Origin of the sequence: Wolbachia endosymbiont of Listronotus oregonensis (assembly GCF_031205055.1) — a bacterium.
Lineage (GTDB): Bacteria > Pseudomonadota > Alphaproteobacteria > Rickettsiales > Anaplasmataceae > Wolbachia.
On the sequence record NZ_CP102118.1, the window covers coordinates 1,120,200 to 1,146,169 of the forward strand.

A 25,970-nucleotide genomic window follows, 5' to 3' on the forward strand; every position below is an offset into this window, starting at 1 on the left:
TCTTTTTTTCGTTTTGCAATTAATTTATAGGAGGATAATATGCTATCAGATTTTTTAACTGATTTTAATACTGCAAAATCACAAAGTAATTTAATACCAAAAGGTACAACGGTGAAAGTCAAAATGGCCATTAAACCTGGAGGTTATGAAAATTGGTTCACGAAAAGCTATACTACTGGCAGCATCTATTTAAACGCTGAATTTACTGTCACTGAAGGTCCATATGCAAAACGCAAGATTTTTCAGATTATAGGTGTCAAAAGTGGCAAAGCAAGTATTGAAGGAGAAGATGTTTGGGGAAAATCTGGTCATTCTATGCTTAGAAGTATTTTGGAATCAGCACGGAACATTCATTCAAATGACACTTCAGAAAAAGCAGTTATTGCTAGAAAAGTCAACTCTATAGCTGATTTTAACGGGTTAGAGTTTACTGCAAAAGTTGGTATTGAAGCTGATCGATATGGAGAGAAAAACAAGATTGCTACTGTTATTACTCCAGAACAATCTGAAGTTGATTGGTTACCATTTTGAAATACGATGAAGAGAAGCTCTGGATTGCTGTAATTGAGAAAGCTATGAAAGATGCAGTAGGAAAAAACGTAAAGCTGAAAGAAGAAGCGATAAAATGGTTAAATTCGGAGTCTTTTGAAACTGTTTGTGAGCTAGCTAACCTTGATTTTCAATATATCAAAAAGCATTGTTTCGATATTCTCAAAAGAAAAAAGTAGCTCTGGTTTCTTAAGATAAAAGGATGTTTAAGCATAAAAATGCACTTCAAAAAAAATTTTCATTTTTTCCGGAAAAACATGTGAGAAATCCGGTATATATATAGTAAGAGGGGCAAACATGTCAATACTCACACAATCAGGTCGAGCAGCAATAGCAGCAAGTATAAAAGAGCAGTCTCTACATCTTGCTTGGGGAAGTGGTGATTCAAGCTCTGGAAGTAGCCATAAAGTAGAAAAAACTTTCGTTAAGGGTGAAATAAAATTTGATCATCAACCTATTAAAGATGTGAAGGTTGTTACAGGGCAAACAGTGTATCAGTCAAGTGTTGACTATACAGTTGATAGCAGTACTGGTGTAATAAAACTTACGGAAAATAGCTCTATCACGGCAAATAGTGCAGTTACTGTAGAATATACTCAAAGCACACCACCTGAATCTATAAATTCTATAAAGCTCTTGAATGAACTTGGCAGACGTACTGCAGACGAAGTGCTTTTTGCACAGGTGATGAAAACGGCGAACTTGTAACTCCTTCTGGAAGATTTAGGCCCTCAAATGTACCAACTAATAACTTTTTCTCAAATTCACTTTCGATTTCACGGACGCAGCAAATCAAGTGATAAGGGAGCTCGGGGTTATGGTTGGTACAAGGAAAGAAAAAGGCCATCTGGGCAGAGATATTTTGAGCCAAAGACGTGGAAAATCCGGGAATCTTGCTGATTTTAGAACACACTGTGCCACTTATCAGAACACTGCAACTCGGGAAACTTTTTCGTTTGTAGTACTTTTTGAAAAAAAAAAGATGACCTTAAATAGCTATTATAACCGCTTTAATCCTGACAAAGAATATGAGAAAAGCTTGTTTCTTGCTGGAAGAGGTCTACAGTCAGCAGAATTAAACGAGACGCAAGAATATGCTCTTCTAAGCTTAAAGGCATAGGCGATGCAATATTTCGTGATGGCGATGTTATAACAGGAAGCAATTGTATTATAAATAGAGAAACTGGTAAAGTTACACTTGAGAGGAAAAATCTATCTTCGTGGTGCAGTTAGAAAAGTGAAAAAGAAGAGTTTGTTATTCCTCTTAATACTATAGTTCGCATAGGTGTTTATTACTAGAATCTACGATTACAGAACTTGAGGATGAAAATCTTCGTGATCCTGCTATTGGTACAAGAAACTATCAGGAAGTAGGAGCTGCAAGGCTTAAAGTTTCCACCATTTGGGGTTATCAATATGAAGGTCTTTCTCACGTTTTTCTGAAGGAGATTTTATCCAATTTACAATATTGAAAATGGAGTATTAATAGAACATTCACCGCCACCACAAGCAAATATAGTAACTACTGCTCTTGCTCGTTATGACAAAGAAGCAAATGGTTCCTATGTTGTAAATGGCCTTGAAGTAATGTTCTGCAAAAGGAAGAGGGGAAGAGGAAAAAAAGTATTTGTGATTAATGAGGGCAAAGCTCATGTTGATGGCTATGAGATTGAGTTACCTCACAGTATTCGCATTTCTTTTGATGAAGATCCAGATATAAAATCAGTTGAATCAGAACCACATACTTTTCAGCCAAATAGCCAAAGAGTAATGGAACTGAAGGTTAATGATTTTCCAATAAGTGAAATTAAAAAAGTAGATATAACTGTTCAGAAAACTATTACTGTGACTCACGGTTCATATTCAGGAGCTGTTGATCCGATACCTGACTCTGCAGTACTTGAGATTATTCAAACTAAACAAGGCAATGTTATTTATGAAAATAGTGTAGATTATAAACTAAACGCAGGAAACGTTGATTGGTTATTACCAGGCAAAGACCAGCTCCTGGAAGTAGTTATCAAATAACTTATCGTTGCGACCATGTAAGTCCTGAAGATATAAGTGAACAGGGGTGTAAAGTAAAAGGGAGCAGTTGATAACAGCTTGGTTCTGATTGATTACACCTGGAAATGCCCCGCTATGATTTAATTACTATCGATGGCAAAGGGGTGGTAAGAAGAATAAAAGGAATTTCTCACCCTTGGAGACCATCAATGCCTAAAGCACCTAACGGACAACTTTTGCTTTGCTATATTCATCAGATATGGAAAGAAGGCGAAAAAGTGAAAGTAGTGAATAGTGCTATTCATGCTGTACCGATGAATGAGCTTGAAGCAATGAAAAGGGGAATAAATGATCTTTATGCATTAGGGTTTCAAGGAACGTCTACGCAGTGATGCAAATTCAAGAGAACCTACCAGCAAAAAAGGAGTATTTGTTGATCCATTCTTTGATGATGATATGCGTGATCAAGGAATTGTGCAGCTGCAGCGATAGTAAATAAGAGCTAGTTCTGCCAATAGATGTAGAAGTTGCAGATATTGAAAAAGGTGGGAAAGATATTTTTGCCATATGAACTTGAGCCGGTATTGGAACAGCTTTTACAGACTAAAAGTGAAAAAATTAATCCATATCAAGCTTTTGATAAAGTAACCGCAAAATTACCATAAATAAAAACATTGATCACTGGACAGAGGTTACCACGAATTGGAAAAGTCCAGTAACCAGAGTATTTAATACTAGAGAAACAACAGAGCTGATGTCAAGTAATTCTTATGAAGCTGAATTTATGAGAGAAGCAGTACAGAATTTTGAAATTGAAGGTTTTGAGCCAAATGAAAAGCTAAGGAGTGAAGTTGATGGTATCTTCATTCAGCCTACTGCGTAAAAGGTAAAAAAATGCTCACAGCTAACAACAATGGAAAATTAAAGGGAAAGGTGAAAGTACCAGCAAATATTCCAGCAGGTACTAAATTAGTACAATTTTATGGGGATAAAGGAAGCTATGGAGAAGCAACTATACTGGTAAAAAAACAATTACCATAGAAGAAGAAGAAGAGTTATTGCAGCAAGAAAAGTTGATCCTTTAGCGCAAACATTTACTTTAAATGAGAGCAGACACATAGGAGGTCTAGAGTTATGGTTTGTAAATAACGGCAAAAAACGTGTTGTTGTGCAGATTAGAGAACAGCAGTGGGAATGCCCTCGCAGACTGTCATTGCTGAAAGTTATATTGAGCCAAAAGATATAAAGATAGATGGCACAGCAACACGTATAACTTGGTCACCAGTGTTTTGCCATGCAGGACGAAGAGTATGCAATAGTACTGCTTACTGATGATCCGGGTACTGCAGTAAAAATAGCAGAACTTGGCAAGTATGATGCAGTAAATAGCAGGTGGGTCACAAGCCAACCTTATCAAGTAGGAGTATTACTGTCATCAAGCAATGCAAGCACCTGGACTCCACATCAAAATTTAGATTTAACGTTTCGATTACTAGCTGCAAAGTTCACTGAAAATTCTTACGTTATTGATCTTGGTAAAGTTACTGCAAACAATACTTCAGATTTAATTGTTTTGACGAATGTTGAAAAAGTAGCATTTGATACCAATGTAGAATTTATTCTGACAGATGAAGAGGGAAGAGAAAACTTTTTGTCTGATAACTTACCGCTCGCACTGCATGAAAGAATAAATGGGGAATTAACGGTAAAAGCAAGCCTAAAAGGAGGGCGAGAAAAAAGTCCAGTGCTATATCCTGGGTTACAGCTAGTTATGGGTAATATAGGGGAAAAAGGAGATTATGTTACAAGAAGTATTACAGCAGGAGCTAACACTAAGATTACCATAACATATGATGCGCTGATACCTGGCACTGCAGATGTTAAAGCATATGTACAAAAAAACGTGGATTGGCAATTAGTAAATTTAACATCAGGAAAACCAATTGGAGAAAGCTGGGTGGAGAGAACTCATGTACTATCAAATTTTAGTGCTAATGAGACGAGGGTAAAATTGGTTTTAAGTGGAGCGGTTGTTTATCGCCCTAAAGTCAAAAATCTACGAATCATTGTCACGGTGTGACCCGAAGTCATGATTTTGTGATGGTTAAATTCCATCTTCCCTAGACATCGGGGATAATGTGTGTCTCACATTTCAGAGAGTTGCAACCTCTGAGGTGCAAGCATGAGATAAAAGCAGGTAATACCTAACCTTATGGTAAATCCCTGCAAACAGAGTTAGATATGGTTACGAGAGGAACTTATGATTGAATTGTCGTCACGATTAATATGCGAAACAAGGTTGATACGCATAGACCAAAATGGTACGAAACAAAAGAGGAATCAAGTTCGTGATACTTGATTATTGATGTTCTCAGTTTCCGGCAAAAAGTAAGGACCTAAGTCTAATCGTGAAACGATTTCATGGAACGGAGTAACCACATAGAAGCTCTTATTATTCTTCTCTACGAGGGTAATAAGCAGGTAGCCAGCCGCAGGCTTTTATTGTGGAGGGATTGTCTAAGAAGCTAATGCCTAAGGTAATTCTTAGGATATGCAGACGTGGACACTGTAGTTTGGAAGGTAAAGTTGTGAATAGTAGTGAATATGTTATGGACCAACAAAAAGTTAGGTATGAATGGAATGAAATTCCTTGGCGCAAGCTGGAGAAATCTTCATTTAAGCTACAAAAACGAATTTACCAAGCTTCTAAATGTAATGATATCAGAAAGGCACACAATCTTCAGAGATTATTACTCAAATCGACAAGTGCAAGAATGCTCGATGTTAGGAGGATCACTCAAGATAACAGAGGAAAAAAGACGGCAGGTATTGATGGAAAAGCAAGTCTTAATCAAAAAGAAAGATTGCTATTAGCACATTCTTTGAATATAAGGAAAAAAGCAAAGCCATCAAGACGTGTTTGGATCCCAAAATCTGGAAAAACTGAGAAGAGACCATTGGGGATACCCACAATAGCGGATAGAGCAAAACAAACACTTGTAAAAATGGTACTAGAACCTGAATGGGAGGCAAAGTTTGAGCCAAACACTTATGGGTTCAGACTTGGTAGATCATGTCAGGATGTAAGAGCAGCCTTATTTATTGCACTTGGAAGGAAAACAGCATTTATTCTAGATGCTGATATTTCTGGATGCTTTGATAATATCGATCATAATGCATTGTTAGAAAAACTCAATACCACACCAACCTTAAAGAAAATTATAAAAGGATGGTTGAGGGCAGGTGTTATGGAAGACAGAAAGTTTAAATCCACTAAATACGGCACAATTCAAGGAGGAACAATCTCACCTTTGCTTGCATGTGTTGCACTATATGGATTAGAACAAAATATCAAAGAAAAACTCAAGGAAGAACTTTTTCAGTATGCGAAGAAGAAATATGGTTCTATATCGTACAAAAGCGCACAAAAAACAATAAGCATAATTACATATGCTGACGATTTTGTGGTTTTACATGAGAGTGAAGAAATTGTTTTAAAGGCGAAGACTCTAGCTGAAAAATGGTTAAAAACTGTTGGACTAGAATTAAACCCATCAAAAACAAGAATCCTACACACATTAAACCCCCTAAATGGGGAAAAGCCAGGTTTTGATTTTCTTGGATTCACAATACGGCAATTTCCAATCAAACGAAATAAGAGACCATATAAATTATTGATAAAACCAAGTCGTAAATCTATGAAACAGCATACATTAGTCATTAAGCAAAAACTGAGGAAAATGCGTGGAGCACCACAAGAAGGTGTAATAAGAAACCTCAACCCAGTTGTGAGAGGTTGGAGTCAGTACTACAATTCTGCGGTTTCAAAAGCAACCTTTAGTTTATTAGATGACATTATGTTTAAAAAACTTTGGAAATGGGCAGTTTTTAGGCACCAAAACAAAGGAAAGATTTGGATCAAAAGAAAGTACTTCAAAAAGTACAACAACGATAATTGGAGGTTTATGTCTAATAATGGAGTGTATCTTATTAAACATGGAGATCATGCTATTAAACGACACGTCAAGGTCCTCGAAACAAAATCTCCATATGATGGGGATTGGATATATTGGGGAAATCGTTTAAGTAAAATACAAGGAAAATCACCACGAGTAATAAAATTACTGAAGTTACAACAAGGCAAATGTGATCATTGTCAACTTTGGTTTAAGAATGATGATATTTTGGAAGTACATCATAAAGACCGAAATAGACGAAATAATATCACCAAAAACTTGTCTTTGTTACATGGACATTGTCACGATAATTTACACAAAAGTATGCATGACAAGCACCAAATTAGAGAGAAGCCGGATGATGGAAAACTATCAAGTCCGGTTTCGAAGCTTACTATTACCCACAAATATAAATGTTTGTTGCATAGCTCTTAATGGCATAACTTTTGCTTGAAATAACTGTTTATATGGTGCAATTTACAGCTTTTAGTTGCTAAAATTATAACTCTTAGTTTAATAATTTTAATCCAATAAGCTTTCAGGTTAATAAAATTAAATTATTTGAGTAAATACAATACTATGTTTTTATTTGTGGGTAATAGTAAGGTTTCGAAGTCGAGGGAAAGGGCGACTTTCTCTCCTTAGATAACTAGCAGAATGTCAGATGATAAAACAAGCAGAGGATATTCACTACCTCATCCAGAAAATATTGCTGTGCAGGATGTTGTTCGTATCCGTACCACAATTGAGAAAATAGATGAAGATATTACCGAAAGAGAAGATGAGCACAATCAACTAAAAAATAATTTTAAACGATTTAGATTTGAAACTTTTTTGAATTTTTGGGAATGAAAGAAGCAATAGAAGCGTTACATCAAAGGATAAAGGATTTAGCAGCAAATAGCACACCTGATCAACTGGCATATCTTGCAAAATCCCTGGAATTGATAATAGATAAAAAAGCAATTTCCAACGTTGTGCAGATGATTGAAGTAAAAGGAATAATTGATGCGCTACAAAAAAGACTTAAGGATTTAGCAGCAAATAGTACACCAGATCAGCTTGCATATCTTGCTAAGGCATTGGAATCAATAGTCGACAAAAGTGCTGTTTCTGAAATTGTGCAGATGACAGATGGTAAGCTAAAAGAACTTCTTGATAGTGCAAAAAAACACTTAACTGATCTGGATAATAAAAAAGCTAGTTCTTTAGCAGTGATCTCTGAATCAGAGAAGCAGTTATTAAAGAGAATTGATGAAAAAGGAACAACAAATTTATCACTACTTGATACGAGAAAGAATGTCAATATTGCAGCAATAAATAGTATTAGCAACAGTCATAAAGATGGTCTTAAAGGTTTAGTAGAAGATTTTCGTGCTGTTAATAATGTACCATCTGGCTCATCAATTATTAGGGAAATAGAAACTCGTGATAACCAATTAAAAACATCCCTGATAAATGAGGTAAAAACTCGGGATGAACAGTTAAAAGCGTCTCTTATAAATGAAATAAGAAAGCGCAACATGGTTGAATCAGGGTCATTACCTTTCTTATTTGGTGTACTTGGCAGAAAAAATAATTACTTTGGCCACGGAACTTTTACGACAGAGCTTGGAAAGTGGAGTAGTGATATAACAAAAACTGACTATATGTTACAACTACTAGCAGGTAGCCATACGTACAATACAGATTACGTTAGTTTTTATCGGCCAAGACAACTAAGTTTTATAGAGGGAAGCAAGGGAACATTTATTTACGGAGAGTTATGCACAAAAAGCTTTTCGGGTAGTTATGATGAGATATACTATTACCCATATGCTGCACTTGGAGTAGTATTTGTAAAAAATACAACCAATGTGAACATAAATAAAACAATGGAATTTGTTGGATCATCGTATTCGAGTACGGAGTATGGGGGAGCAGGATTATTTGTGGGAACTCCTGATAACACTAATTCTAATAAATCAAGTATTTCAAAAATAGTATGGAAAAATGTTTACCAATACACGAGTTCTGATAGCAAGTTAGCTGGATCTGGAAATGTGGAGATTCCAGCAGGAAAAACAGTTGCAATATTACTTTATACATCATCTTACCTATGTTCCAGAACAAAAGTTAGTCAAGGTGTGCTCTCAGGTAATGTATATACTTATGGTCAATTTATCCAGTGGGGAATATATAACATACGTAGCAATTTTCTAACCACGGGGCTTGAAATAGATGTAGAGAGAACGCTAAAAGCTTGGCAATGTCCTGGGTTATCTAGCACACATGAAATTTGGCAGTGAATAAAATAGAGAGAAAAACTGTGAGCATTTACATACGCTTTAAAAATCACAAACAAGTAGAAACAACAACGCTTGAAAGCAAGCCAACTGGGAATGATTGGTACGAAGCGCCAAAGAATTTCGACTGGCAAAAGAGTTATCGGTTAACAGAAGGAGGGAAAATTGTTGAAAGGAGTCAAGAAGATATTGAGCTGGAATTATTGGAAAATGCGAAACATACTGTAATTGCTGTTGAATAATGGAGAGACATACTCCATTATTTTGGCGCGAAGTAACAAATTCAGTAGAATAAGTTCTTCAAAAATAATTTAAACTTTTATAGTAGGAGTAGTCTCATGAAATATTATAGCGGATTAGATGTCTCACTCAAAGAAACTTTTATCAGTATCGTTGATGAGAAAGGAAAAATTATTAAAGAAGAAGTTGTTGCAAGTGAGAGTGATGCAATAGCTAAGTGCTTGCTTGGCCAAGACAAAGAATATGAAGTGATAGGGATAGAAAGTGGACAGCTATCAATATCAATGTGCAAAGAATTAAGGAATTTTGGATTACCAGTAATTTGTGTAGATGCAAGACATATGGCAGCAGCATTATCTGCAAGGATCAATAAGAATGATAAAAATGATGCAAGAGGTATAGCACAAATGATGAGAGCTGGGTTATACAAAGAAGTATTGGTAAAATCAGACGAATCTTGCAAAATTAAGGTAGCGCTTGGAAGCAGAAGGCAGTTAATATGCAACAAGCAGCAAATCATTGGAACAATAAGAGGATTATTGAAGATATATGGAATAAAGCTCGGTAAAGGAGCAAAATTTGAAATTTTTGCCTTAAGAATACAAGATGCAATGAATAATTTGGATGAAATCAGTAGGAGTTCAATAGAAGCATTAGTTTGTAGTTTGGAAACAATAGAAGAATCAATAAGAAAACTTGACAAAATACTTTCAGGACAAGGCGAAAAAGACGAAGATTGCAAATTGTTAACTACTACCCCAGGAGTTGGTATGATAGTAGCAATGACATTTAAAGCTGCAATAGATAATCCATATAGATTTGAAACATCTTATACAGTTGGAGCCTATATAGGATTGACACCAAGGCAGTACGCTTCTGGGGAGGTTAATCATCATGGCAGTATATCAAAAATGGGACCAGTGGAGTGCAGAAGTATGTTGTATGAGGCTGCACAAGTCTTACTTGTAGTCAATAAGAAGAAATTTAAGTTAAAAAGCTGGGGATTAAAGCTAGCAAAGAAAAAAGGGATGAAAAAAGCAATTGTAGCAGTAGCGAGAAAATTAGCTGTAATTATGCACAGGATGTTGGTTGATAAAACAGAATTTTGTTATCAATAAACAAGAGGAGTATAGAACAATAGTTTTATTGAAAGTGAAGATAGTAATGCCGATGGAAGGGACAAGCAAGAGCAGAAAGTGAAGCTTAGACTTCGTGCGAAACATGTTGCCGTCCACTTCCGCCTAACAAGTATAGTGCGGCTTGGCGAACTAAAGTTTTAGCCATATTGGACCGCGGAGAGAACTTTGGAAGCATGCTACTTTAACTTATGTAAAATCACTAGGATTATGAGGAAAGTATGACACCTTAATTTTTATGAGTTTAATGAATATGTGAATAAGTACTTTTAATGTGTGTGGACGTACTTATCCACATATTCATTAACTATATTGATTTAGAAAGGTCATTAAAAATTTAGTACAGGTGTTTTTTTGCCAATAAAGCGATTTGTAGTTGAGTAAGATAATATAATAGCAGATAAAATTTGTACTATAGCCAGGCTTGATGTCAGAAAATATTTTTAATGATATAAAAAATTATTATTGACTTTTATGCAATTAGAGAACTTTCTGCATTTTCTAGTCTTCGTGCTTATTATGATAACTATACTCACCAATACACAGGATATTCTCATCAGAAGTCTAAGTCGTATGAAATACAAGCAAAAGCCGCAGAGAACATTTTAGCAGCACCAGAATCTATAGACGAAAAAGATGCAGAAATCGTAGAACCTTTAGCAAAAGTCCGTGAAATTTCAGTAGTAGAAATGGCAAGAATAATTAAGGAAAAAGCAAAAAAAGCAATAGCCAAATGTGAAGAATTGGAAGATATAGCCAAGAGGAAAATTGAAGAAGTCAAAAGTGAAGTAGAGCTACAGGCTTTGCTCGACGATTTTAAACAAAGAATGCAAAAGGTTTTAGAAAAGGGCACTTCGTAAAGTAAGGGGAAAAAGGGGGAAAGATGTTTTTACATGGGATAAATGTTATAGAGGTTACCTCTGGAGCAAGAACAGTATGCACAGCAAAATCATCAGTGATAGGTGTAATTGGTACTGCGCCTGATGCTGACGAGCAAAAGTTTCCACTCAATAGTCCAGTATTAATAGCGGGAAGCTTAAAAGAGGCAGCAAAACTTGGAAAAAGAGGAACTTTGCCGTCTGCAGTAAATGGAATATTTTCCCAAGCTGGTGCAACAGTAGTAGTTATTCGAGTTGAGGAATCAGAAGAGACGCTGAAAAACATCATTGGAGGAGTTGATGAAGAAACCGGGAATATCAAGGGATTCAAGCATTCCTCAGCAGTGAAAGTATAGTCAATGTTGCGCCAAGAATACTGATTGCCCCTCAGTTTACTCATCAATTACCCGAAACAGATAGCGAAGGGTCTGTAAATCCAGTGATTAGCGCTTTAATTCCTATAGCAGAAAAGCTAAGAGCAATAATAGTAGCAGATGGGCCAAATACCAATGATGAAGAAGCAATAAAGTGGAGAAAAAGTGTAGGTAGCTCAAGAGTTTACGTAGTTGATCCATGGGTTAAAGTGTTTGAAGGGGAAGAAAAACCGCCAAGCCCATTTGTAGCTGGTTTAATAGCCAAAGTAGATAGTGAGCAAGGCTTTTGGCAATCACCTTCAAATAAAGAGATAAATGGTATTGTTGGGACAAGTAGGGCTATTGATTTTACCCTCGGTGATACAAGTTGTCGAGCAAACCACTTAAATGAAAATGAAGTAACAACGATAATCCATCAAAATGGCTACAGACTCTGGGGAAATAGGACATGTTCAAACGATGAAAGATGGGCTTTTCTGTCGGTGAGGCGTACTGCAGATCTAATCAATGATAGTCTACTGCGAGCTCATTTATGGGCAGTTGATCGAAATATCACCAAAACTTATATAGATGATGTGATTGAGGGGGTGAATTCTTATCTTGCCCATTTAAAAGCCCAAGGAGCAATTATCAATGGAAGATGTTATGCGACACCAGAGTTAAATACACCGGCAAATATTGCAAGCGGGAAAGTGTATTTTGACTTTGAGTTTACACCACCATATCCGGCTGAACAGATTACTTTCCGTTCGCATCTCGTGAATAGCGAAATATTGTAAATTTTACAAAGGGGAAAAGAAGGGGAAAAAGATGTTACCAAAGATTTTAAAGAATTTTAACGTATTTGTTGATGGCCGAGGATATGCAGGAAAAATAGATGAAGTAACCTTGCCAAAACTTACGATAAAAACCGAAGAATATAGAGCTGGTGGTATGGATATTCCAATAAATATCGATATGGGCATGGAAAAGCTCGAAGCTGATTTTACTTTTGCCGAATATGATTCAGAGCTTTTAGGCTGTTTGGTTTAATAGATGGAAATTCGGTTTCTTTGACGCTAAGGGGTGGTCTTCAAGGCAGTGGAAGTAATGATATTGAAGGAGTAATTATCAACCTTAGGGGAATATTTAAAGAGTTTGATTTTGGCAGTTGGAAGCCGGCTGAAAAAGCAACGCTGAAGTGTACCGTAGCTGCGCATTATTACAAACTTACTATCGGTACTAGAGAACTTATCGAAATCGATGCTGAGAACATGATTCGCAAGATTAATGGTGTTGACCAGATGGCTTTGTTACAAGCAGTTTTAGGTATTTGATATAGTTAACAAAAATAAAGTGTGTGTATCTTTTTTTATTGAAAAATTTAGAAAGATGTTATAAAATGGCTATAGTAGTAGACTATGGTAAAATATATGGCAGATTCAAAAGTTGTTATAACTATTAATTCAAAAGCTTTACATAATCTGACTCAGCTAGCTGCATTTAATAAAGAGTCCATTGAAAAACTAGCAAAAAGGTTAGTCATAGATGGGATTGAGTGTGAAATTGAAAATATCGCGCTTTCTAGAATTATCAAAGAAACTGATTCTTCTGATGCAGAGATGATTAGAAGTGGGGATGTAGACTGGGATACACTATTATCTGCAGAAGCAAGACTATAAATTGTGAAGTATGAGGTTGACTACCCAAAAAAAATTCTTAAGAGAGATTTTCTCCCCTTATCACCAGAAATAAGAAAAAAGATAAAAAAACTCATAGAGGACAAAATTGCAGCTAATCCATTCAAAGTTGGTAAGCCATTAAGTGGTAAATTGAAAGGGTATAGAAGCCTAAGAACTAGAGATTGTCGTATTGTGTACCGCATAAACATTGCAGAACATAAGATAATTCCTGCTTCAGTAGGATACAGAAAAAACGTATACGATAAGACACCCTTGGATTTGTTGTAATAAACATTTTCTATACAGCCATTTATCTTTCCAATTGAACATAGCTTCTGTAATTCAAGTAAAAAAAATTAGTTATGTAAAAGCCATACAGACTTTTATTTAATTAATTTTTAGGGGAAACATGACAACAGTAAAACTTGATAATCCAATAACAGTTGATGGTATTTCTGTTTCAGAATTATCTATGCGTGAGCCTACAGTGGAAGATCTGCTGGCTATTGAATGTGTAGAAGGTGAAGCCAGAAAAGAAGTAGCTTTAGCTGCTAACCTAACATCTATGCCAAGGGAGGTAATAGAGAAATTATTTATCAAAGACTACGTAAAAATACAAAAGTTACTCAGAGATTTTTTGTCGCCTTTAGAACAGAGGACTTAAGATTCAATGTTTTAAAGCTTAGTTCAATAACAGGAAGTGGAATTGAGCAGATTATTAATATGGGTATAAAAGAATTTCTAAAATGGTTAGAAGTAAGTGAAGGAGTAATAAATAAATGTCAATGCTTTCAATAAAGATAGGTGCTGCATTGGATGGTAGCTTTAATAGCGCAATGATAGGTAGTACAGCTAAGCTTTCTAAGCTGGGTGATAGTATAAGGCAGCTTGATTCGTCAATGAAATCAGTCTCCAAATTTAAGCGATTAAATCATGATGCCCTTGAAGCCATGAAGAATTGGAAGGAAGCGGAGAAGAAAGCGAAAGAATCAGCTACAGCAATTGCTAAAGAGAAGAAGGAAAAAAAAGAACCGAGCAAAGCACTGAAAAATGAATTTGAAAAATTGAAAGCATCGGCATCAAAGGCAAAAGAGGCTTATATTAAAAAGAGAGATGCACTTCACACATTAAATGAAGAAGTAAGGAAAAGTGGAAAAGATATTAAATTCTTAGTGAGGGATCAAACTAAACTTGGTTCATCCATTGAAGTACTAAAAGGGAAATACAGTAAACTAGGATCTGTAATACAAAAACAGCAAAACGCCTTGGCAAAAAAAGCGCATTATAGATCACAAGTAATGGAGACTATAGGGCTAGGGCTTTCACTTGCAGCACCAATTAAAGTTGCGATTGACTTTGAATCTGCCATGGCTGATGTAAAAAAAGTAGTGAGATTTGCTAAGGATGATGCAGCCCATAACCAAGGAGCAGCAGAATTTGGTCAGACATTAAAGGAATTATCCCGTACAATACCATTATCGGCTGCAGAGTTAGCACAAATAGCTGCAAGTGGTGGACAACTTGGGATTCAAAAAGATAAGTTAATTGGATTTACAACAACAGTAGCTAAAATGGCCACAGCATTTGATATGTCTGCAGAAGAAGCAGGTGATTCTATAGCTAAGCTTGCCAATGTTTATGGAATTGAGGTAGCAGGCATGGAAAGAGTAGGTAATATTATAAATCACCTTTCAGATAATAGTGCTGCTAAAGCAAAGGATATGGTCCAAGCACTTGCTATAGTTGGTGGTACTGCAAAACAGTTTGGTTTTGATATTAAACAGACAAGTAGTTTAGTAAATGCCTTTATTAGCCTAGGCAAACAACCTGCAAAAGCAGCAACTGCAATAAACGCTCTACTTAGTAAACTCCAGACCGCTGAGGGACAGAGCAAAGAGTTTAAAGCAGCATTGGAAGATATGGGAATCACTGCAGAAGAGATGACACAAAGGATTAGCGAAAACGGCCAAGATGCACTACTTTATTTTTTTGAAACTCTGGAGAAAGTAGATAAACAGGAACGTTCACAAATCCTTCTCAAGCTATTTGGTCAAGAATATCAAGATGATATAGCACTATTAGTAGGAAGTTTGGAGAAATATAAAGAGGCAATAGGTCACTTAGCTGATGAGAAAAAATATGAAACTTCAATGCAAGATGAGTTTAACAATCGTGCAGCAACTACAGCAAATAATTTACGACTACTGAGAAATGCGATAGCAGAAGTAGGAATGAACCTGGGCTCAGTAATGCTACCTCCTTTAAAGTGGATAAGTAATATTCTAAGAGAGATAACTAACCCCATAGCTTGGTTTGCAGAAAAGTTTCCAGTTATTACTACAGGAATAATGAGCATAATTTCAGCTCTTATTATTGGTAAGATTGCAGTAGTAGGTTTTGGTTATGCATTTGCATTAGCTGGAGGTGGAATACTAACTTTTAAGGCTATTTTGCATGGAACACTTCTGCCAGTATTAACTTCATTATCAGCACGAGTAATTCCAGCAGTAATTATGGGACTGAAAGCTTTAACGCTAGCCATGGTTACTAATCCTATAGGAGCTGTTGTTGCTGGACTATCAGTTGGTGCAGCGCTTGTAATCGCTAATTGGCAAAAGGTGAAGGACTTTTTTCTAGCATCTGGAAATCAATTGTAAAACCTATAGGAGAATTTTTCAATTGGATTGGTATAGGAAAATTGTTTAATGATAGTCCGCTAAAAGCATTTGAGATACCAGTAGAAACAAAAATTGGCAAGGTAGTTACTGAAAGTAATGTTTTGAGTAATGGAAACCCTTTATTAAATAATAAGGAAATTTCTGAAAGCGGAAAGAGTATTATTGGAAATACTAAAATCGGTAGCATTATTGAGGAAAAAAGTTCTGTAGCAGATGACTTAGAGAAAGTTTTAAAAGACTGTGAAAAATGTAAGTGTGAACAAAAAGAATCAAAAATTTTCAATCAAACTTTCACATTTAATATAAGTATAAAAGCAGAACCTAACCAAGATGTACGTAGTCTTGCTGATACAGTAATAAAAAGAATAAGAGAAAAATCACGAGATGTTATGTTCGATACGGTAGATCCCATTTACTGATGCTATCCCTTGGTCCATATAAAATTTCCCCAACGAGTTTAAAGTATAGCAAAGAGAAGCGTTGGAGTGTGGTTGAGTGTATTGGTAAGCAATTACTACAGAATATTGGCCAAGGGGCAGAAAATATAGACCTAGAAGGGGTTATTTATCTTAATAATTTAAGTGAATTAAAGAATATGAAAGAAGCAGAAGCAAATCAAATACCCCGCACTTTAGTTGATGGCATGGGAAATGTTTTAGGACAATTTGTAATTACTCGTTTTGAAGAAAAGCGAACGTCATTTTTCCCTTGCGGGTTACCAAAGAAAGTTGAATTTAATTTAAGTTTGAAGCTTTATTCATGACTATATATTATTCGACAAAAGCAAATGATATATTGGACTATATTTGCTGGAAGCACTATGGATTTACTTCAGGAGCAGTAGAAATAGTATTAGAGGAAAACCCTGGACTTGCAGAACATGGAAGTTTTTTACCGGCAGGACTAAAAATTAAATTGCCTGTAATAGAAAAGCCTCTACAAAAGTCAACTTTAAAGGTTTGGGAATAAAATGCAACCAGACTTTGTCATTGAAGGGTATGAATTAACAAAAGACCGCTTAGTGTCAATGCATATTACTGATGAATCAGGGACTATAGAAGATGTAGTTGAAATATGTGTTGATTACAGGGATGATAACATAAAAGTTCCAAAAGAGTTAAAGATTGCTTTGGGATATAGAGAAACAGGAGTACTACCCATAGGTGTATATACAGTTAATGAAGTTACGGTGCAAAGTCCACCAAAAACCTTGATGATCAAAGGTCATGCAACAAATTTGATGATATCACTAAAGGAAAAAGTATCTAGGGAATGGCATCAGATTACACTAGGTGATTTAGTCAAAGAAATAGCAAATAAACATGGGTATGGATATAAAGTTGCTGAAGAATTTAAAGATATATTGATACCACACATTGATCAGACTGAAGAAAGTGATATAAATTTGTTAACTAGAATAGCTATAGAGCGCGAAGCTATGGCGAAACTGGCAGGAGGATATATATTGTTTATTCCAAAAGGTGCAGCAAAATCAGCAACAGGAGAAGCTTTAGGAACGACAACTATCAGACCTCAAGATACAATCAATTGGAAAGTGCATTTTACTGTACGTAATAAATATAATTCAGTGATAGCAAAATGGCATAGCTATGAGAAGGGAGAACCAATATCAGAAACAGCAGGTAGCGGTGAACCAAGTTACCCTATACAAACAATTTACCCAAATGCAGAATCAGCAATTAGTGCAGCAAATGCCAAATTTAAACAACTACAGCGTAATAATGAGACTTTAGAAATGACAATACCAGGTAATCCAAAGTTATTTGCAGAGGCAAAACTTAATCTTGTAGGGTTCAATCAAGATATAGATGGTGAATGGGTAATTGATAGAGCAGAACATACTCTAGACAGTAGGGGATACCAAACTACAGTAGAAGCAACAAGAAACAAAGTCAATTAAGGGAAACTTAATTTAATAATAGTCTAATGCTAAGTAGAAGTGATATAGGTGTGTATGAATAAGCATTTAAGACGGTTTCTTCGCGCAACTTCAGGCCCAAGTATTATGCCATCAGGTAAGGCTATTGTTGTGGGGCTTATAATATGCTTTGTTCTTTGGGTTATCAGTCTTTTTGATAGTTATAAAGAGGAAGTTAAGTCAGCAAATGCTAAAGCTGCTAAGAATTATGAATCGATATTATGGATTGCTGCTAAAAATTGCAGTGTGGAGGTTGAGAAATTCTTGGTAAAAAACTTAGTAAATATTAATGATACTCGAAATTCCGGGATAATGTTATTACAGTATGCTACAAAACAAGGGTGCTTAGAAGCTGTTCAATTTTTGATAGAAGAAAAAGTTGATATCAATTCTACAGGCGGTAACTTAAATAACAGAACAGTTTTGCACTATGCTGCAGAGCAAGGTAATTTAGAAGTTGTCAAATTCTTATTACAAAAGGGGGCAAATCCAAATGCCAAAGAATTTAGGGAAAAGAAACCAAGAGACTTAGCTAGAGGTCGAGTAATTGCGATGTCGTTGAATAACGAAAATAGCAATAAGCCTTATAAAGAAATTATAGATCTACTTGCTAAAGCAGAAAAACAGTATAAGCCAGAACAATAAACCGTACGTACAACAAACAGTACAAATTTTCAACAATTATCTACAATAAATTATTACATTATGCAAAACCAAAAAATACCAATCACTGTAATAGTTACTATGCTAATTCAAACAATAGGAGTGATATGGTGGCTTGCCAAGCTAGATTTACGGGTTCACATGCATGATAAATTTGTAGAACAAAACCAAGGACTAACAGAAATAGTTTATCGACTTGAAGAGAGAGTAAAAAACCTCACTGAAGAAGTCAATGAACTTGAAGCTATTCACAAACACAAATAACGACTGAATTTCACAATGACTAGATATATCTTGTCCGTTGACGGCGGAGGCATAAGGGGCATCATACCAGCCATAATACTAGCAGAAATAGAAAAGAGAGCAAGGAAACCGATAGCTAAAATCTTTGATCTGATGGCAGGAACCTCAACCGGTGGGATTGTTGTGGCTGGGTTATGCAAGAAAGATGAACGAGGAAATCCTCAATACTCTGCAAATGATTTAGTTGAGCTTTACCAAGAGTATGGGGCATATATTTTCAAGTCTTCATTTTTTAGGCGATCAATACTATCTTGGTTTAACTGTGCACAATACCCATATGAAAACATCGAGTCGATATTGGAGAAGTATTTTGGTGACGATATTCTAAAAAATACTTTAAGCAAGGTACTGATAACAAGTTATGATATTCACAATAACTGCCCATTTTTCTTTAAGAGCTGGAAGAAAGATAAAAATTTTATCAAGTTGAAAGATGCACTCAGAGCCACAACAGCAGCACCTACCTATTTTATACCAAAACGTCTAAAAATTAGCCAGGCAGATAGAGTATTAGTAGATGGAGGAGTATTTGCCAATAACCCAGCGGCTTGTGCGTATGCGAATAGTAAAAAACTTTTCCCTAATGAAGAAATAGTGCTGGTGTCAATTGGCACTGGTAGACTATCCAACCCAATAAAGTATAGGAAATTAGGGAAAATAGCATGGATAAAGCCTCTATTAAATGTGATGTTTGCTTCGAGCCTTGATGTAGTAAATTATCAGATGAGTAATGTAATGGACGACAGATATATAAGGATACAATCACAACTGACAATAGCGTCGGCTGAGATGGATAATGTAACACCTAAAAATATTAAATGTCTGCAGCAGGAGGCAAATGCAATGATAGAAGGTAATCAAAAAGTAATCGATAAATTTTGCGATATCGTATCTTAATTTACATAAAAATGCCAAGCAAACTAAAGAAATTATACCACAAAGCAAAGAAAGGTTTAAAAAACATAGTTTCGCCCAAAAAACATACTAAGGGGCAAGAAGCTAAAATTTCAAACGATAAGCCAAAACCGCTCTCTGAAATTGTGGTGAAACCTAGCCTATGCTCAGAAGTAACCTCTAAAGTAAAAAAAGATAAAAAAGGAATAAAAGAAAAAATAAAAAGCTTAAAAACGAAACCCGTAGAGAAAGAGCTGAAAAAGGGCAACGTGTTCAAAAAGGGCTTCAAAAAGCTAAAAGGAAAAGTAAAAAAATTAAACCCGATAAAGGTTAAGAAAAATAAGATCATTGGAAGCAAAAAGTTAGCGCTTTTACTGACATCTGGCACGATTGTGGCAATTTTGCCGATGTTCAATTTGGCCCCTTTTCCAGCCTTAGCCATAACTTCGGCATGTGTTTTCAGTATTAACTTCATCGCAGTCAAAACATTGAAGAAAGTTATCAAACAACGCAAATTAGCAGCAGAATCTAAAGAGGCAGAAACTAAAGAGTCAGATGAACCAGAGAAGCCAGAAGAAATTCAAGATGTATCGGTTGAACCAGTAAAACAACAAATTTCCAGAGAATAGACTTGCAGCAGATGTTTTACAACTAGCTCCCTAAGTGTTGCCAAATGATTTTTTAAAGAAAAAGAAACAAATTTTGCCCATAAAATCTCCACTTCGTTATCCTGGAGGTAAGAGTCGTGCTGTTTCTCAAATTGTTAATGAATATATTCCAAGAGGGTTACCTACGCTTTGCTCTCCTTTTATAGGCGGAGGATCAATAGAGTTAGCGTTAGCCAGCAGAGGAACAAAAGTTTATGGTTATGACGCCTTTGAACCATTAGTAAGATTTTGGCAGGTGCTTTTAAAAGATCCTTGCAGAGGTGGTGCGGAAGTATCAAAATATGACATCTATCATACTTACAAAAAACATTTTTCACCTTGAAAGATAGAGTTGAAATTGCTGCAGCATTTTTTGCATTAAATCGCTCATCTTTCAGCGTTACAACATTGTCGGGCGGTATGTCTCCAGACGTTTTACACCAAGTTCAATAGAAAGATTGGCAAAATTTTCAATTAAAAATCTTACTGTGGATTTAGCTGACTTTAAAAAAAGTATTCCTAAACACGCAAATATATTGTGATCCTCCCTATCTAATTGATCAAAAACTATATGGAAAAAGAGGTTGATCATAAAGGACTTGCCAAACTTTTAGCGACTCGTGATGGATGGATTTTGTCGTACAATGATTGCGAAGAAATACGGGATATGTATACAGGGTATCGTATTATTACACCCAAGTGGACTTATGGGATGGGCAACTCTAAAAAATCAAATGAGGTTTTAATCTTGAGTAAAGACTATAGGTGACTAAGTGGAAAGGCGTTTAAACAACGCAAATTAGTAGCAAAATCCAAAGAGGCAGAAGTGGCTGAGCCAGAGAAGCTGTAGCCAGCGAAAAAAGAATCCAAACGAATTTCTAAAGAATAGACTTTCATATTTAATTAAATACTTTCCTATTTTTATTTAAATATTATCTATTCAATATAAAAGTAGTGGCAATTTAAAGATTTTATTTGTAAAGTTCTAGCAAAACGAGTGCGCGAGTTAATAATTTAAAAACGTTTATCGCTGCATACTCTAATACAAACACATTTTTTGTGGAGTTGCTATGACAGTAGAAAAAATTTTACAAAAGGCTGCAAAGAAAATTTATCACCTCAGACATCCTAGTATTCTTTCTTTATTAGTTCGTGCAGCCTTCAAAGAGATTATCAATAGTAGATTTGGTACTAAAATTTTACATTTCTCTGCAAAACGCAATCTTTACAACTTATTTCTATTCCTTGTGGAATATGATGCTAACGTTGATGCCGTAAATAAAAAGGGCAATACAGTATTACACGTTGCCTCTCAATATGAATCCACAGCAATAGCAGAGGTTGCTGTAGTTATGAGCAAAAATGTTAATGCTCAGAATATCGATGGCGACACTCCTTTGCATTATTCAATAAAGTATAAGCACCTTGATGTTATGCAAAAGTTGTTACAATGCGGTGCAGATATCAATTGCCAGAATCGTCTTGGTGAATCTCCTCTTCACATGGCTGTAAAATATGCTGACACAGTAACGTTGGGATTGCTGATCAAAGGGGACGCTTTTCTTGAAATTAAAAATATAGAAGGAAGTACCCCTCTTTACCTTGCAGTTTCATTGAATAAAAAAGATCATGTGGAGCTTTTATTGCAAAATAGAGCAGATATTAACGCAATCGGAAGAGATAGTTGTACTCCTCTGCACCTTGCTGTTATGAAAGGCAATAAAGAAATTGTCGAGTTATTATTAGATAGGAAGGCAAACGCTCATCTGAAATGTTTTTATAACTCTGAAGAAGGTTATACAGCACTGGAAAACGCTGTAGCAAATCGAAACAAAAAAATTGTAGCATTGTTTCTGCTTCATGGAATCATTTTAGAGTAGAGAAGATGTCCTACGAGCAAATCGTTATATACGGTATAATATTAATTATTGCTATTAAAATATTTCTCTTTTTCAGAAGAATATACAAAAATCTCGTCAGAAAGGCTCCATTGAGAGAGAGTGAAAAGAAAACAGAATATAACTTTGACGACATCCAGGTTTATAAAGAGAATCCGGAAATAGTTGCTATTGCAAAACCAGTGGGCAAATGGACAAAAATGGCTATACTCAATAATGAATTGATGCAGCGTTTGGCACGATTGATAAAGGAAGAAGGCGATCAGAAGGGATATTGGGAGCTGTTTGTGAGAGCTCAATCTTCAACCCAGGGTAAGTATAAGGGAAGAGGGCGGTAGCTCCGAAAGTTTCCCATTGTTGTTGGCTTCCTGAATTACATGCGGGATCCCTGTTTGTTTCTCTTTCGCTGGCTTTGCACTGAAGCTTTATCCTTAGACAAATCGTATGCCTTTTTTATTCTTTATAAAAAGTTTTACAACAGCCAACATTATAGCGTTGTGCAGAGGTGTTACTGCTACATTCATTAACCACTTTCTACCAATGACTTTATTTTTTCCAAATCTTTGCTTGAAACAGCTTTATACAATTCAGATAATGTATCACTCTATAGATACACCTTTTATAGCTCTTATTATTTTCTGTAGTTTTTCCACTCTTAGCTCCTAGATATTAAAGCCATACGTAAAAAAAATATTATATACAAATGTCTATAAAGATATACCCTGTCTATAAAGATATACCCTGTCTATAAAAATTTTATCTCAACCTTCTTCGTTAATTTTTACCACCTCGGACAAAAACCCACACAATAAGTCCTTTAATCTTTGATCTTCAATTTTTTTACATTCTCTCATTAGATTTAATACCTTCATTTCCCCTTTACTATCTTCATCTTCATAATAAGTCTCTTCTTTTGATTTTGGCAGTAGCACTCCATAGTTTACTGATAATGCTTTTGCCATTTCAGGTACCCTTTCAAACGACATATAATCTATACCTCGTTCATACCTGTTTATTTGTTGAATTGATAGCTCGGCTTTGTTTGCTAACTCCAACTGAGTATATGCTCTTACTAACCGCCAATCTTTTGCCTTTTGTCCCATTTTGTATTTTATAGACTTTGTATCAGTTTTGCCCATTTCAATTCCTTCTGACAAAAGTTTTACTAATGAACAAAACACACTGCGAAATTCTTGGTCCCTAATTTTTTTGAAGTTTTGCACTATGCTTAACATCTTCTCATCTTCGCTACTTACATAATCTGTTGACTTAGGAAGTAAATCCTCAAATTCAACCGATAATACTCTTGCCATCTCTTCTGCCTTTTCAGGTGAAATGTTGTATACCCCTTGCTCATACTTTGCCATTTGTGACTTTGATATACCAACTTTCTTTGCTAGCTCTGCCTGAGAGTATCCTCTTAATACCCTCAATTTTTTTATCTCTTGAATTATTTGGTAACCTAGAGAGCCAGCAGCAACTTTCTTTTCGGTAGTGGTCATTTTTCACACAATTGCAGGACAAATATATAATACAGTATTATTGAGTTTTATTAAAACTTTACTACTAACCAATTCGCATTCTTGGGTAGCTGATGTTGAAGCGAGCAGAGATCTCTACTAATTAAATATTTTTCTTTTTCTATTTAAATATTATATATTAAATACAAAGTAGCGGTAAATTAAAAGTTTTACTTGTAAAGCTCTAGTAAAACGAGTGCGCAAGTTAATAATTGATTCACGATTGACGCTGTATACTGAAACAGTGGTTGAGGTAAAAATTATGACTGAAAATACATTAAAACTACAAAAGGAAATAAAACGCCACAACGATCTGTACTATCGGGAAAATACGTCAGAAATAACCGATGCAGAGTACGATGAGTTGGTAAGAAAAGCAGGTATAAAGGTTGTAGGTGCTGCACCTGATGAAAGGTTTTCAGAAGTACAACATGTCGTGCCTATGCTCTCATTGGCTAACGCTTATGACAAAAAAGAAGTTGAAGAATTCCTTGCTAGGGTTAGAAAACTTCTAAATGTACATGAACTGGAAATAGTTTGTGAGCTGAAAATAGACGGTTTAGCTTTCACTGCAATTTATGAAGATGGTGTGCTCATTAAAGCTGCAACGCGCGGTGATGGTTTTGTGGGAGAAGACATCACTCACAATATCTCAACCATAAAGGATTTTCCCCAAGTTTTACCTGACATAAAGGGTAGATTGGAAATCAGAGGGGAAGTATACATAAGAAATGACGATTTTTTAAAATTAAATAAGGATAACAAATTTACAAATCCAAGAAACACAGCATCCGGTTCATTAAGACAATTGGACCCAGAAGTTACCGCTAGGAGACCGCTGAAATATTTTGCATATTCCCTAATTGGTGGAAAGGAAAACACCCAATTTGAAGTATTAAATAGACTGAAAGAACTTGGCTTTTGTGTTAATGAATATAAATTTTTAGCAAACAATGTAGGCGAAATGTTGGAGTTCTATGATCGAATCTATAGTAATCGTCATACTTTAGGCTATGATATCGATGGCATAGTTTACAAGGTTAATGATTTGAAACTACATGATAAATTGGGAAACACCAACAAAGCACCACGTTGGGCAATGGCACATAAATTCCCTGCAGCGCGTGGAAAAACCAAGATAAAGAAGATATCAGTACAAGTGGGCAAAACTGGTGTACTCACTCCAATCGCTGAATTAGTGCCAATAAACATAGGTGGTGTGGTCGTTACTAGAGCAAACCTGTATAATCAAGATGAAATCAAGCGCAAAGATATACGCAAGGGCGACATCGTGGTAGTAGAGCGGGCAGGAGACGTCATTCCAAAGATTGTAGAAGTTGATAAAAGTTCTCGCCCTGAAAACACACCTAAATTTAAATTTCCTAAGATTTGTCCAGAGTGTGGCAGTTCAGTATACAAAGTTCCAGAAGAAGCAGCAATAAGATGTTCAAGGGTTACCTGTAAAGCTCAAATCATAGAAAGGTTAAAATATTTTGTTTCCAATGATGCTTTTGACATTACTGGCTTTGGTGACAAACAACTGGAATCTCTCTATAATCTTGGTTTAGTAAAACAGATCCCTGATATTTTTACTCTGGAAGAAAAACTAAAAAATTTCAACTTAAGTGAACAAGAAGGGTGGGGTGAAAAATTAATATCTAACTTATTGAATTCTATCAATAGTAGAAAAACCATAACCCTTGACAGATTTATATCTTCTCTAGGGATTCGATACGTCGGACCACATGTAGCAAAATTACTAGCAAAGCATTATAAATCTTATGAAAATTGGCAATCTGCCATGGCTCAATTATCGTCTAGTGTATCTAGAACAAGTAAGATTTCCTTCAATCCTGTTGCCAAAGATTCTGCTAACGATGATATCACGATATCGCTAACCGTAAGAGTGGTGAGCGATGGCAAAGCTTTCTTTGAGTTAGCTGAAATTAGTGGTGTTGGCGAAAAGAAGGCAGGGTCTTTAAGAGATTTCTTTTGCGAGGAAGACAACATCAAAATGGTAAACGACCTTGCTTCTCAACTAAAGATTGAGCCTGTAAGTGCTAATACTAGTAATTCCCCTCTTAGCGGTAAAATAGTGGTTTTTACTGGCAAGCTGTTGACAAGGGAAAGAAAGGAAGCGCAAGCAAAGGCAGAATCTTTAGGCGGAATTGTGAGTTCAAGTGTATCAAATAAAACGGACTTCTTGGTTGTCGGCGAAAAACCTGGGTCAAAGCTCGAAAAGGCTAAAAAGCTGGGTGTTAAAATTTTAACTGAGGAAAAATTTAATAAATTAATCTTGGGAGAAGAATAAACCCTTCTCGATCAATTCTTGTATCTACTGC

Annotated in this window: 28 protein-coding genes and 7 pseudogenes; 34 read left to right on the plus strand and 1 reads right to left on the minus strand. The window is 35.7% G+C overall.

Translation table 11 applies throughout. The annotated features are described in order from the left end of the window. Positions 1–39: 39 nt before the first annotated feature. From NMD99_RS05655 to NMD99_RS05790, 33 genes and pseudogenes are all read left to right on the plus strand, one after another. Positions 40–531: a hypothetical protein gene (locus tag NMD99_RS05655; RefSeq protein WP_309165818.1), complete on the plus strand. Its 492-nt coding sequence runs from the start codon at positions 40–42 to the stop codon at positions 529–531. Continuing rightward, complete coding sequence (locus NMD99_RS05660) at positions 528–728, plus strand: hypothetical protein (protein ID WP_309165819.1); 201 nt, start codon at positions 528–530, stop codon at positions 726–728. Before NMD99_RS05655 ends, NMD99_RS05660 begins: the two co-directional genes overlap by 4 nt. A 118-nt stretch (positions 729–846) precedes the next feature. Beyond that, positions 847–1,257 (plus strand): hypothetical protein, encoded by a 411-nt coding sequence (locus NMD99_RS08140; RefSeq protein WP_309165820.1) that lies wholly within the window; start codon positions 847–849, stop codon positions 1,255–1,257. An 88-nt stretch (positions 1,258–1,345) separates the two neighbouring features. Next, positions 1,346–1,669: a hypothetical protein gene (locus tag NMD99_RS08145; protein WP_482134907.1), complete on the plus strand. Its 324-nt coding sequence runs from the start codon at positions 1,346–1,348 to the stop codon at positions 1,667–1,669. Positions 1,670–1,895: 226 nt separating this feature from the next. After that, positions 1,896–2,021 carry a hypothetical protein gene (locus NMD99_RS08000; protein ID WP_373457557.1) on the plus strand — a complete coding sequence of 42 codons (126 nt, stop codon included), beginning with the start codon at positions 1,896–1,898 and terminating at the stop codon, positions 2,019–2,021. A 13-nt stretch (positions 2,022–2,034) separates the two neighbouring features. After that, positions 2,035–2,577: a DUF4815 domain-containing protein gene (locus NMD99_RS08005; RefSeq protein ID WP_373457558.1), complete on the plus strand. Its 543-nt coding sequence runs from the start codon at positions 2,035–2,037 to the stop codon at positions 2,575–2,577. Positions 2,578–2,681: 104 nt separating this feature from the next. After that, on the plus strand, positions 2,682–2,948 hold the full coding sequence (locus NMD99_RS08010) for a DUF4815 domain-containing protein (protein WP_373457543.1): 267 nt from the start codon (positions 2,682–2,684) through the stop codon (positions 2,946–2,948). A 31-nt stretch (positions 2,949–2,979) separates the two neighbouring features. Continuing rightward, positions 2,980–3,048, plus strand: a pseudogene (locus NMD99_RS08015) (hypothetical protein); the annotation flags it as partial. Positions 3,049–3,310: 262 nt separating this feature from the next. Continuing rightward, positions 3,311–3,439: a hypothetical protein gene (locus NMD99_RS08020; RefSeq protein ID WP_373457544.1), complete on the plus strand. Its 129-nt coding sequence runs from the start codon at positions 3,311–3,313 to the stop codon at positions 3,437–3,439. Positions 3,440–3,450: 11 nt separating this feature from the next. Further along, a pseudogene (locus NMD99_RS05675) lies at positions 3,451–4,636 on the plus strand (hypothetical protein). A gap of 508 nt (positions 4,637–5,144) precedes the next feature. Continuing rightward, positions 5,145–6,947, plus strand: coding sequence for a reverse transcriptase domain-containing protein (locus NMD99_RS05680; protein WP_309165821.1), 1,803 nt, complete (start codon positions 5,145–5,147; stop codon positions 6,945–6,947). A gap of 222 nt (positions 6,948–7,169) precedes the next feature. Then, positions 7,170–7,364: a hypothetical protein gene (locus NMD99_RS05685; protein ID WP_007301885.1), complete on the plus strand. Its 195-nt coding sequence runs from the start codon at positions 7,170–7,172 to the stop codon at positions 7,362–7,364. Then, positions 7,361–8,800 (plus strand): hypothetical protein, encoded by a 1,440-nt coding sequence (locus NMD99_RS05690; protein ID WP_309165826.1) that lies wholly within the window; start codon positions 7,361–7,363, stop codon positions 8,798–8,800. Before NMD99_RS05685 ends, NMD99_RS05690 begins: the two co-directional genes overlap by 4 nt. A 20-nt stretch (positions 8,801–8,820) precedes the next feature. After that, a pseudogene (locus NMD99_RS05695) lies at positions 8,821–9,015 on the plus strand (hypothetical protein); the annotation flags it as partial. A gap of 120 nt (positions 9,016–9,135) precedes the next feature. Beyond that, entirely contained in the window at positions 9,136–10,155 is a 1,020-nt protein-coding gene (locus NMD99_RS05700) for an IS110 family RNA-guided transposase (protein ID WP_309165827.1), read from the plus strand. A gap of 503 nt (positions 10,156–10,658) precedes the next feature. Then, positions 10,659–11,033: pseudogene (locus tag NMD99_RS05705) on the plus strand (hypothetical protein); the annotation flags it as partial. Positions 11,034–11,056: 23 nt separating this feature from the next. Then, positions 11,057–12,204: pseudogene (locus tag NMD99_RS05710) on the plus strand (phage tail sheath subtilisin-like domain-containing protein). A gap of 31 nt (positions 12,205–12,235) precedes the next feature. Further along, positions 12,236–12,741: pseudogene (locus tag NMD99_RS05715) on the plus strand (phage major tail tube protein). Between the two features lie 96 nt (positions 12,742–12,837). Next, complete coding sequence (locus NMD99_RS05720; RefSeq protein WP_309165828.1) at positions 12,838–13,086, plus strand: hypothetical protein; 249 nt, start codon at positions 12,838–12,840, stop codon at positions 13,084–13,086. 3 nt (positions 13,087–13,089) lie between these two features. Then, complete coding sequence (locus NMD99_RS05725) at positions 13,090–13,374, plus strand: type II toxin-antitoxin system RelE family toxin (RefSeq protein WP_309165830.1); 285 nt, start codon at positions 13,090–13,092, stop codon at positions 13,372–13,374. A gap of 121 nt (positions 13,375–13,495) precedes the next feature. After that, positions 13,496–13,750, plus strand: a complete 255-nt coding sequence (locus NMD99_RS05730) for a phage tail assembly protein (protein WP_309165832.1) — start codon at positions 13,496–13,498, stop codon at positions 13,748–13,750. Between the two features lie 115 nt (positions 13,751–13,865). Continuing rightward, positions 13,866–16,183, plus strand: a pseudogene (locus NMD99_RS05735) (phage tail tape measure protein). Next, positions 16,183–16,527: a phage tail protein gene (locus NMD99_RS05740; RefSeq protein WP_309165833.1), complete on the plus strand. Its 345-nt coding sequence runs from the start codon at positions 16,183–16,185 to the stop codon at positions 16,525–16,527. The pseudogene NMD99_RS05735 and the gene NMD99_RS05740 overlap by 1 nt, the downstream one beginning before the upstream one ends. Next, positions 16,524–16,733, plus strand: coding sequence for a tail protein X (locus NMD99_RS05745; RefSeq protein WP_309165835.1), 210 nt, complete (start codon positions 16,524–16,526; stop codon positions 16,731–16,733). Before NMD99_RS05740 ends, NMD99_RS05745 begins: the two co-directional genes overlap by 4 nt. 1 nt (position 16,734) lies before the next feature. Next, positions 16,735–17,685, plus strand: a complete 951-nt coding sequence (locus tag NMD99_RS05750; protein ID WP_309165836.1) for a contractile injection system protein, VgrG/Pvc8 family — start codon at positions 16,735–16,737, stop codon at positions 17,683–17,685. A 105-nt stretch (positions 17,686–17,790) separates the two neighbouring features. Continuing rightward, complete coding sequence (locus NMD99_RS05755) at positions 17,791–18,348, plus strand: ankyrin repeat domain-containing protein (RefSeq protein ID WP_309165838.1); 558 nt, start codon at positions 17,791–17,793, stop codon at positions 18,346–18,348. 60 nt (positions 18,349–18,408) lie between these two features. Further along, positions 18,409–18,630 carry a hypothetical protein gene (locus tag NMD99_RS05760; RefSeq protein ID WP_309165840.1) on the plus strand — a complete coding sequence of 74 codons (222 nt, stop codon included), beginning with the start codon at positions 18,409–18,411 and terminating at the stop codon, positions 18,628–18,630. A 15-nt stretch (positions 18,631–18,645) separates the two neighbouring features. Beyond that, complete coding sequence (locus NMD99_RS05765; RefSeq protein WP_309165841.1) at positions 18,646–19,566, plus strand: patatin-like phospholipase family protein; 921 nt, start codon at positions 18,646–18,648, stop codon at positions 19,564–19,566. Then, entirely contained in the window at positions 19,548–20,192 is a 645-nt protein-coding gene (locus NMD99_RS05770; protein WP_309165843.1) for a hypothetical protein, read from the plus strand. The genes NMD99_RS05765 and NMD99_RS05770 overlap by 19 nt, the downstream gene beginning before the upstream one ends. Positions 20,193–20,229: 37 nt before the next feature. Then, positions 20,230–20,553, plus strand: a complete 324-nt coding sequence (locus NMD99_RS05775) for a DNA adenine methylase (RefSeq protein WP_309165846.1) — start codon at positions 20,230–20,232, stop codon at positions 20,551–20,553. 213 nt (positions 20,554–20,766) lie between these two features. After that, positions 20,767–20,979 carry a DNA adenine methylase gene (locus tag NMD99_RS05780; RefSeq protein ID WP_309165848.1) on the plus strand — a complete coding sequence of 71 codons (213 nt, stop codon included), beginning with the start codon at positions 20,767–20,769 and terminating at the stop codon, positions 20,977–20,979. 301 nt (positions 20,980–21,280) lie between these two features. Next, a complete protein-coding gene (locus NMD99_RS05785; protein WP_309165849.1) occupies positions 21,281–22,090 on the plus strand; it encodes an ankyrin repeat domain-containing protein in 810 nt (269 codons plus the stop codon). 5 nt (positions 22,091–22,095) lie between these two features. Continuing rightward, on the plus strand, positions 22,096–22,446 hold the full coding sequence (locus NMD99_RS05790; RefSeq protein WP_309165852.1) for a hypothetical protein: 351 nt from the start codon (positions 22,096–22,098) through the stop codon (positions 22,444–22,446). A gap of 423 nt (positions 22,447–22,869) precedes the next feature. Here the strand turns inward: NMD99_RS05790 and NMD99_RS05795 are convergent, their stop codons facing one another. Beyond that, on the minus strand, positions 22,870–23,610 hold the full coding sequence (locus NMD99_RS05795) for a helix-turn-helix domain-containing protein (protein WP_309165853.1): 741 nt from the start codon (positions 23,608–23,610) through the stop codon (positions 22,870–22,872). 262 nt (positions 23,611–23,872) lie between these two features. Between NMD99_RS05795 and ligA the strand changes: the two genes are divergently transcribed. Next, on the plus strand, positions 23,873–25,939 hold the full coding sequence (ligA, locus tag NMD99_RS05800) for an NAD-dependent DNA ligase LigA (protein ID WP_309165855.1): 2,067 nt from the start codon (positions 23,873–23,875) through the stop codon (positions 25,937–25,939). Positions 25,940–25,970: the final 31 nt, after the last annotated feature.